The organism is Dokdonella sp. (assembly GCF_051958935.1).
In the GTDB taxonomy this organism is placed as follows: Bacteria; Pseudomonadota; Gammaproteobacteria; order Xanthomonadales; family Rhodanobacteraceae; genus Dokdonella_A.
On sequence record NZ_JBQCFP010000084.1, the window covers coordinates 1 to 6829 of the forward strand.

Consider the following 6829-nt stretch of genomic DNA (forward strand, 5'->3'; position numbering starts at 1 on the left):
AGAGCATCGCGCTCACGGTCGATCGAGATGACGACGCAAGGCTCGCTTTCCCTTCTCCCGCTTGGAAGAAGGTGCCGAAGGCGGATGAGGGAACAACCTGCGAGGCGCTCGCAAGCCGTCCCGCACCCGCGCCTGCGGCGCGACCTCTCCCGCAAGCGGGAGAGGTGAAACCCAGCCGGGCTTCTGGAGTAATGGCTCTAGCGCCTGCGCATACGCTCGGGCGATGACCTCGAGCTACGACTACGTGATCGTCGGCGCGGGCTCCGCCGGCTGCGTGCTCGCGAACCGCCTCAGTGCGAACCCCGCCCACCGCGTGCTGCTGCTCGAAGCGGGTGGGCGCGACTGGCACCCGTTCATCCACATGCCGGCCGGGCTCGCCAAGCTCGTCGGCAAGAAGGGCGTCAACTGGGACTATCACACCGAAGTGGAGCCGAACCTCGGCGGGCGCCGCCTGTGGTGGCCGCGCGGCAAGGTGCTCGGCGGCTCGAGTTCGATCAATGCGATGTGCTACACGCGCGGCGCGCCTGGCGACTACGACGCCTGGGCGCTCGCGAGCGGCGATCCGCGCTGGGCCTGGAACAACGTGCTGCCCGTGTTCAAGCGCAGCGAAGGCAACGTGCGCGGCGCGAATGCATGGCATGGCGCCGACGGCGAACTCACGGTATCGCCGCTGCGCCACCACAACGTGCTGTCGCAGGCGTTCATCGACGCGGCGGTCGATGCGGGCCATGCGCGCAACGATGATTTCAACGCCGACACCCAGGACGGTTTCGGCTACTACGCGGTGACCCAGCGCAATGGCGCGCGCTGCTCCACCGCGGTCGCCTTCCTGCGGCCTGCGCTTGGTCGCGCGAACCTCGAGCTGCGCACGCGCGCGCATGCGACGCGCGTCGTGCTCGACGGCGATCGCGCGGTGGGCATCGCCTACCGCCATCGCGGCAAGGCCGAGCGCGTGGACGCGGGTTGCGTGATCCTTGCCGGCGGTGCGATCAATTCGCCGCAACTGCTGATGCTGTCCGGCATCGGCCCGGCCGATCACCTGCGCGAACACGGCATCGCGGTCGCGCTCGATCGCGCCGGCGTGGGAGCGAACCTGCAGGACCACCTCGACATCTGCACGCTCGTGCGCTCGACGCGCGCGGTCACCTACGACAAGACCAACGACGTCGCGGTCGCGCTGCGCTTCCTGATGAGGCGCGACGGCATCGGCAGCTCCAACATCGCCGAGGCGGGCGGCTTCGTGCGTTCGCGCCTCGCGCCCGATTCGCGTTGCGACATCCAGTTCCACTTCGTGCCCGCGCTGCTCGACGACCACGGCCGCCATCGCCTCGAGGGCCACGGCTACACCGTGCACGCCTGCCACCTGCGCCCGAAGAGCCGCGGCGCGATCCGCCTGCGCTCGGCCGACCCGGGCGCAGCGGCGGCGATCCATCCGAACTACCTCGGCGACGAAGACGGCTTCGACCTGCGCATGATGGTCGAGGGCGCGCGCCTGTCGCGCGAGATCCTCGCGCAGGACGCGTTCGCGCCGTATCGCGGCGAGGAGATCTTCCCCGGCGCGGATGCGAAGAGTGACGCCGACCTCGCCGCGTTCGTGCGCCGCAAGGCCGAGACGATCTACCACCCGGTCGGCACCTGCCGCATGGGCAAGGACGAGGCGTCCGTCGTCGACGCGGAACTGCGCGTGCGCGGCATCGATGGCCTGCGCGTGGTGGATGCCTCGATCATGCCCACGCTCGTCGGCGGCAACACGAATGCGCCGGTGGTGATGATCGCGGAGCGGGCCGCGGAGTTGCTGCTCGCATCCTGATGGCGGGCTGCAGTTCGCGGGAGCGGCGGAAGCCGCGATGCCTTGCGGAGAGAGTAGCGCGGATCAGGGCGCGCACGCGCCGGACCCGCCGCTGCGCGGCTTGACCCGGCCTACGATCGGCCTCTTGCAGAGCGCGGCGTGCGACATCGGTGCAGGAGCGCACCCTGTGCGCGACTGCCGCGCTGCGGTGTACTGCGACGCCGCGGTCGCCCCAGGGTGGGCTCCTGCAAGTTTGCGTGCCGCGCGCTCAGCCGAGCGCCTTCTCCAGCTCCGGCACCAGCGTGAACAGGTCGCCGACGAGGCCGTAGTCGGCGATCTCGAAGATCGGCGCTTCGGCGTCCTTGTTGATCGCGACGATCGTGCCGGCGTCCTTGATGCCGGTGAGGTGCTGGATCGCGCCGGAGATGCCGACGGCGACGTAGAGGTCGGGCGCAATGATCTTGCCGGTCTGGCCGACTTGCAGGTCGCTCGGGACGTAGCCGGCGTCGACCGCGGCGCGCGAGGCGCCGACTGCGGCGCCGAGCTTGTCGGCGAGCGAGTAGATGATCTTGAATGCGTCGGACGAGCCGAGCGCGCGGCCGCCGGAGACGACGCGCGCCGCGCTCTGCAGGTCCGGGCGATCGCTCTTGCCCTGTTCGAGGCCGACGAAGCGCGTATGGCTCGGCAGCGCGACGTCGAGCGCGAGCGCCTCGACGGGTGCCGCGTTCGCGCCGTTCGCCGCCGCGGCGTAGGACGCCGTGCGCACGGTGCCGACGAGCACCTTGCCCGCGGGCGCTTCGACCGTGACGATCGCGTTGCCGGCGTAGATCGGCCGCTTGAACGTATGCGCGCCTTCGACGGCCGAGATGTCCGACACCTGCGCGACGCCGAGCAGCGCGGCGACGCGCGGCAGCACGTCCTTGCCGAACGTCGTCGACGGCGCGAGCACGTGCGTGTAGCCGGCCTTCGCCGCGGCGGCGACCTGCGGCGCGTACACCGCGGCGAGCGCGTGCGCGTTCTCGGCGCGCGCGACGGTCAGCACCTTGGCCACGCCGTCGATCTTCGCCGCTTCCGCCGCGATCGCGCCCGGGTCTGCGGCGAGCACGAGCACGTCGATCGCCTCGGCTTTCATGTCCTTCGCGCAGGTGACGCAACGCGCGGTGCTCGGATTCAGCTTGCCGTCGAGGTGTTCGGCGACGATGAGGATCTTGCTCATGGATTCGGCCGCTTCCTTATTCGTGTTCCACCGGCGCGCGGGCCGGGCCTTCACCTCTCCCGCGTGCGGGAGAGGTCGCGCCGGAGGCGCGGGTGAGGGGTAGGGTGCGAAATCGCGCGCTGTCCCTCATCCGCCTTCGGCACCTTCTCCCGCAAGCGGGAGAAGGGAACAGCAATTTCATCGGCACCTTTCCCCGCGAGCGGGGGAAGGGAACAGCAAATCACACGAGGCCCTTTGCCTTGAGCGCGGACACGAGTTCCGCGACGTCCTTGACCATCACGCCCTTGCTGCGCTTGGCCGGCGGGGCGTAGTGCGTGGTCTTGAGATGATCGCCCGACTCGACGCCGAGGCTCGCGAACTCGATCGTCTCGATCGGCTTCGCCTTCGCCTTCATGATGTCGGGCAGCTTGATGAAGCGCGGCTCGTTGAGGCGCAGGTCGGTCGTGATCACGGCCGGCAGGTCGACCTCGATCGTTTCGAGGCCGGCATCGACTTCACGCGTGACTTTTGCGGCATTGCCGGCGACCTCGACCTTCGACGCGAACGTCGCCTGCGGGCGGTCCCACAGCGCGGCGAGCATCTGGCCCGTCTGGTTGCAGTCGTCGTCGATCGCCTGCTTGCCGAGCAGCACGATCTGCGGTTGTTCCTTCTCGACGAGCTTGAGCAGCGCGCGCGCCGCGGTGAGCGGCTGGATCGCCTCGGTGGTGACGACGTGGATCGCGCGGTTCGCGCCCATCGCGAGGCCGTTGCGGATGTGCGCCTGCGCATCGGCCGGGCCGATCGTCGCGACGATCACTTCGCTCGCGACGCCCTTCTCGCGCAGGCGCAGCGCTTCCTCGAGCGCGATGTCGTCGAACGGGTTGGCCGACAGCTTGACGCCGTCGGTGACCACGCCGGAACCATCCGGCTTGACCTGGATGCGCACGTTGTAGTCGACGACGCGCTTGTAACCGACCAGGATCTTCATCGGGTGTCGAACCTCGCTGGGGGAAGCCGCGCGGCGCGGAGCCGGCGCAAAGAGGCGTGATTTTAGCGGAAAACCGCGTCCTGCGTGCTGCGGCGGGGCGCCGCGGCGCGGGTACGCCCCGCCGCTGCACCAGGCCCGCGGAATGGCAACGCCGGCGCGACCAGGCTAGTGGCCTGACGCGGCGCGCGGCTTTTCCACAGGCGGCGTGGACAGGGCTGTGGACAACCCGTGGGCGGCAGGCCGGACGCGTCCGCGCCATGCGGCTGTCAAGCGCTTTGCGCAGAAACTGACCAGCGATCGCTGTGGCACGATGCGCGCGTCGCGACGAATCGCATCGGCCCATGCTCGCCACGTTCGCCCTGGTGATGATCGGTTTCTCGTTGTGCGCGGCGGCGCTGCTGCTGTGGACGAGCGTGACCGTGCATGCCGGGGCGGAGCAGTCGTGGCTCTCGCGCGCGAGCGGCGTCGTGCTGCTCGCCGGGCTTGCGTTCCTGCAGTGGATGCACGGGCAGTGGCTGCAGCAGCACGCCGGTTCGGCGGCGTCGCGCGGCTATGTCGTGCTGCTGTTCGTGGTCGCCGCCGCGTTCTTCCTGTTCTTCCGCGGCGCGCTGCAGCCGAAGGCGAGCGAGCGCGCCTGGCGCCTCGCGTTCTACCTGCCGGCGCTGCTGCCGCTGTGGCTCGCGCCGCGCGTCGCGCTGCCGCTCGCATTCCTGTCCGGCACCGCGTATGCGGCGTGGCTCGCCTGGCTCGTGTTCCGCCTGCGCCGGCAGCGCGCGCGCTTTCGCCTCGAGCTCGGCGTGTTCGCCGCACATGCGCTGGTCGCGTTCGCGGTGCTGCTGTTCGGCCTCGCCTCGCCGTGGCTCGGCTTCGATGCGTTCGTGGTCGCCTATGCGATCCTGATCGGCCTCGGCCTGTTCGGCGCGCTGTACCTGCTGCTGCGCTTCCCGGACCTGCCCGCGCGCGCCGCCGAGGCGGTCGCGAGCGCGTACGCGGTGTCGACCCTCGGCCGCGTCGATCGCGCGGCCGCGCTCGCGCGCCTGCGCAAGGCGATGGACGAGGACAAGGCGTATCTCGACGAAGACCTCAGCCTCGCGCGCCTCGCGGCACACGTCGAGCTCACGCCGCACCAGCTCTCCGAGCTGGTCAACACCGAATTCGGCGTCGGCTTCTCGCGCTACGTGCGCGGCCACCGGATCGAAGCCGCCAAGCGCATGCTGGTCGATGAACCCGAGGCGTCGGTGCTGTCGATCGGGCTCGCGGTCGGCTTCACCTCGCAGTCGAACTTCTACGCCGCGTTCCGCGAACTCACCGGCGAGGTACCCGGGCGCTACCGGCGCGGCCGCGGTAGCGGCGGCGAGGGCGCCGCCGACGGCCGCTGAGGCTTCCTGTTCGATCATTTCGCACGGCCGCAAGTCGCTGATTCGAACGGAATCGATGCACGACCTGTTCCTTTCCGATCAAACCGGAGGCGCGCCGCGCCTCGCCCGGCCAATCTCGGCTGCGTACGGCAACGGCGGAGGCGACGATGGGCACGACGGGCGCGATCACGGTGTATTACGACGGGCTCTGCCCGGTCTGCGGGCGCGAGGTGGCGCTGTACCGGCGCGTCGCGCGGCCGGGAGCGATCCGCTGGCGCGACCTCGCCGGCGGCAGGGACGTGCTGCGCGGGGAGTCGTTCGACCTCGATGCTGCGCTGGCGCTGCTGCACGTGCGCGACGCGGGCGGCGCCCTGCATGTCGGGCTCGCCGCGCATCTGGTGTTGTGGGATCGCCTGCCGGGGCTGCGCCGGCTCGCCGGCGTGCTGCGGGCGCATCCGCGCCTGCGCCGCGCCTTCGACGCGATCTACGTCGCCTTCACGCAGCGCCGCCCGGGCCTGCGCCGCCGTCGCGTCGCTGGCCATGCGTGACCCGCGCCTTGCCGGCATCGAATGGCGCGACCTCGTTGCGCTGCGCCCGCGCGAAGTCGCTGCGGAACTCGCGCTGCCGCTGGTCGGCCTCGCCGGCGTGTGGCTCGCGGGCCGCGCCGGAGGCGGCGTGGCGCTCGCGCTGGCGACCGCGGCGATGTTCACGGCGGGCCTGCGCGTCGCGCACGCGGGCTTCCATCGCGCGCTCGGCCTCGGCGCGCGCGCGACCGACGTCGTGTTGTTCGCGCTGAGCCTGCTGCTCGGCGGCGCGGCGCATGCGATCGAGGTGACGCACCTGCGCCATCACCGCGACTGCCTCGCCGCCGACGATGTCGAGGGACGTCTCGCCGCCCATGGCTTCGGCCGTGCCCTGCTGGCGAGCGCGCGTTATCCGATCGAGATCCACGCGAGCGCGCTCGTGCACGGCTCGCGCCGGCAGCGACGCTGGATCGGCGCCGAGCTCGCCGGCATCGCGCTCGTGCACGCGTGGATCTGGACGCAGGGCGGCGCGACCGTGCAGGCGATGGCGCTGTGGCTGCTCGTCGCGAACGCGATGGCACCGGTGCCCGGCATCTGGCTCGTCCACCGCGGCTGCCGCCACGGCGACGCGCGCATCGCGCGCAGCGCACGCGCGGCGTGGCTCGTGCGGCTGACCCTGTCGATGTTCCATCATGCCGAGCATCACGCGTTTCCCGCGGTGCCGACGCGCCGCCTGCGCGAACTGGCGCGGCGCTTCGACGCCCGCGGCGCGACGCCGCCGCCGCTCGCCGAGTTTTCCACAGCGCGCGTGGATGGGCCTGTGGACAAGCTTTGGATCGAAGTACGGAAACGACGCGCTGGCGCGGGTGTCAAGCGGGGGTGGGTAAAGGTTGACCAGTGTGGGCATGCGCAGATGCTGAGGGCTGAGGCGCAGAACCATCACGGCTTCCACCGCTCCCACGCACATCGCATGGA

At 70.9% G+C, this 6829-nt stretch carries 6 protein-coding genes; 4 read left to right on the forward strand and 2 right to left on the reverse strand.

Features of this window, described 5'->3' with window-relative positions; genetic code table 11:
* Positions 1–223: 223 nt before the first annotated feature.
* Positions 224–1810 (forward strand): GMC family oxidoreductase, encoded by a 1587-nt coding sequence (locus tag ACTHK2_RS07775; RefSeq protein WP_440245132.1) that lies wholly within the window; start codon positions 224–226, stop codon positions 1808–1810.
* A gap of 247 nt (positions 1811–2057) precedes the next feature.
* Here ACTHK2_RS07775 and ACTHK2_RS07780 read toward each other — a convergent pair whose 3' ends face one another.
* Both ACTHK2_RS07780 and ACTHK2_RS07785 read right to left on the reverse strand, forming a co-directional pair.
* The gene (locus tag ACTHK2_RS07780; RefSeq protein ID WP_440245133.1) at positions 2058–3005 is read right to left on the reverse strand and encodes an electron transfer flavoprotein subunit alpha/FixB family protein; all 948 of its coding nucleotides are present in this window, start codon (positions 3003–3005) and stop codon (positions 2058–2060) included.
* 220 nt (positions 3006–3225) lie between these two features.
* A complete protein-coding gene (locus ACTHK2_RS07785) occupies positions 3226–3972 on the reverse strand; it encodes an electron transfer flavoprotein subunit beta/FixA family protein (protein ID WP_440245134.1) in 747 nt (248 codons plus the stop codon).
* A 341-nt stretch (positions 3973–4313) separates the two neighbouring features.
* Here ACTHK2_RS07785 and ACTHK2_RS07790 point away from each other — a divergent pair, with 341 nt between their 5' ends.
* The 3 genes from ACTHK2_RS07790 to ACTHK2_RS07800 all read left to right on the forward strand — a co-directional run.
* Positions 4314–5351 carry a helix-turn-helix domain-containing protein gene (locus tag ACTHK2_RS07790; RefSeq protein ID WP_440245135.1) on the forward strand — a complete coding sequence of 346 codons (1038 nt, stop codon included), beginning with the start codon at positions 4314–4316 and terminating at the stop codon, positions 5349–5351.
* Positions 5352–5497: 146 nt separating this feature from the next.
* On the forward strand, positions 5498–5878 hold the full coding sequence (locus tag ACTHK2_RS07795; protein ID WP_440245136.1) for a thiol-disulfide oxidoreductase DCC family protein: 381 nt from the start codon (positions 5498–5500) through the stop codon (positions 5876–5878).
* Positions 5871–6829 (forward strand): fatty acid desaturase (locus tag ACTHK2_RS07800; RefSeq protein WP_440245137.1); only part of this gene is annotated, 959 nt, incomplete at its 3' end. The genes ACTHK2_RS07795 and ACTHK2_RS07800, both read left to right, overlap by 8 nt.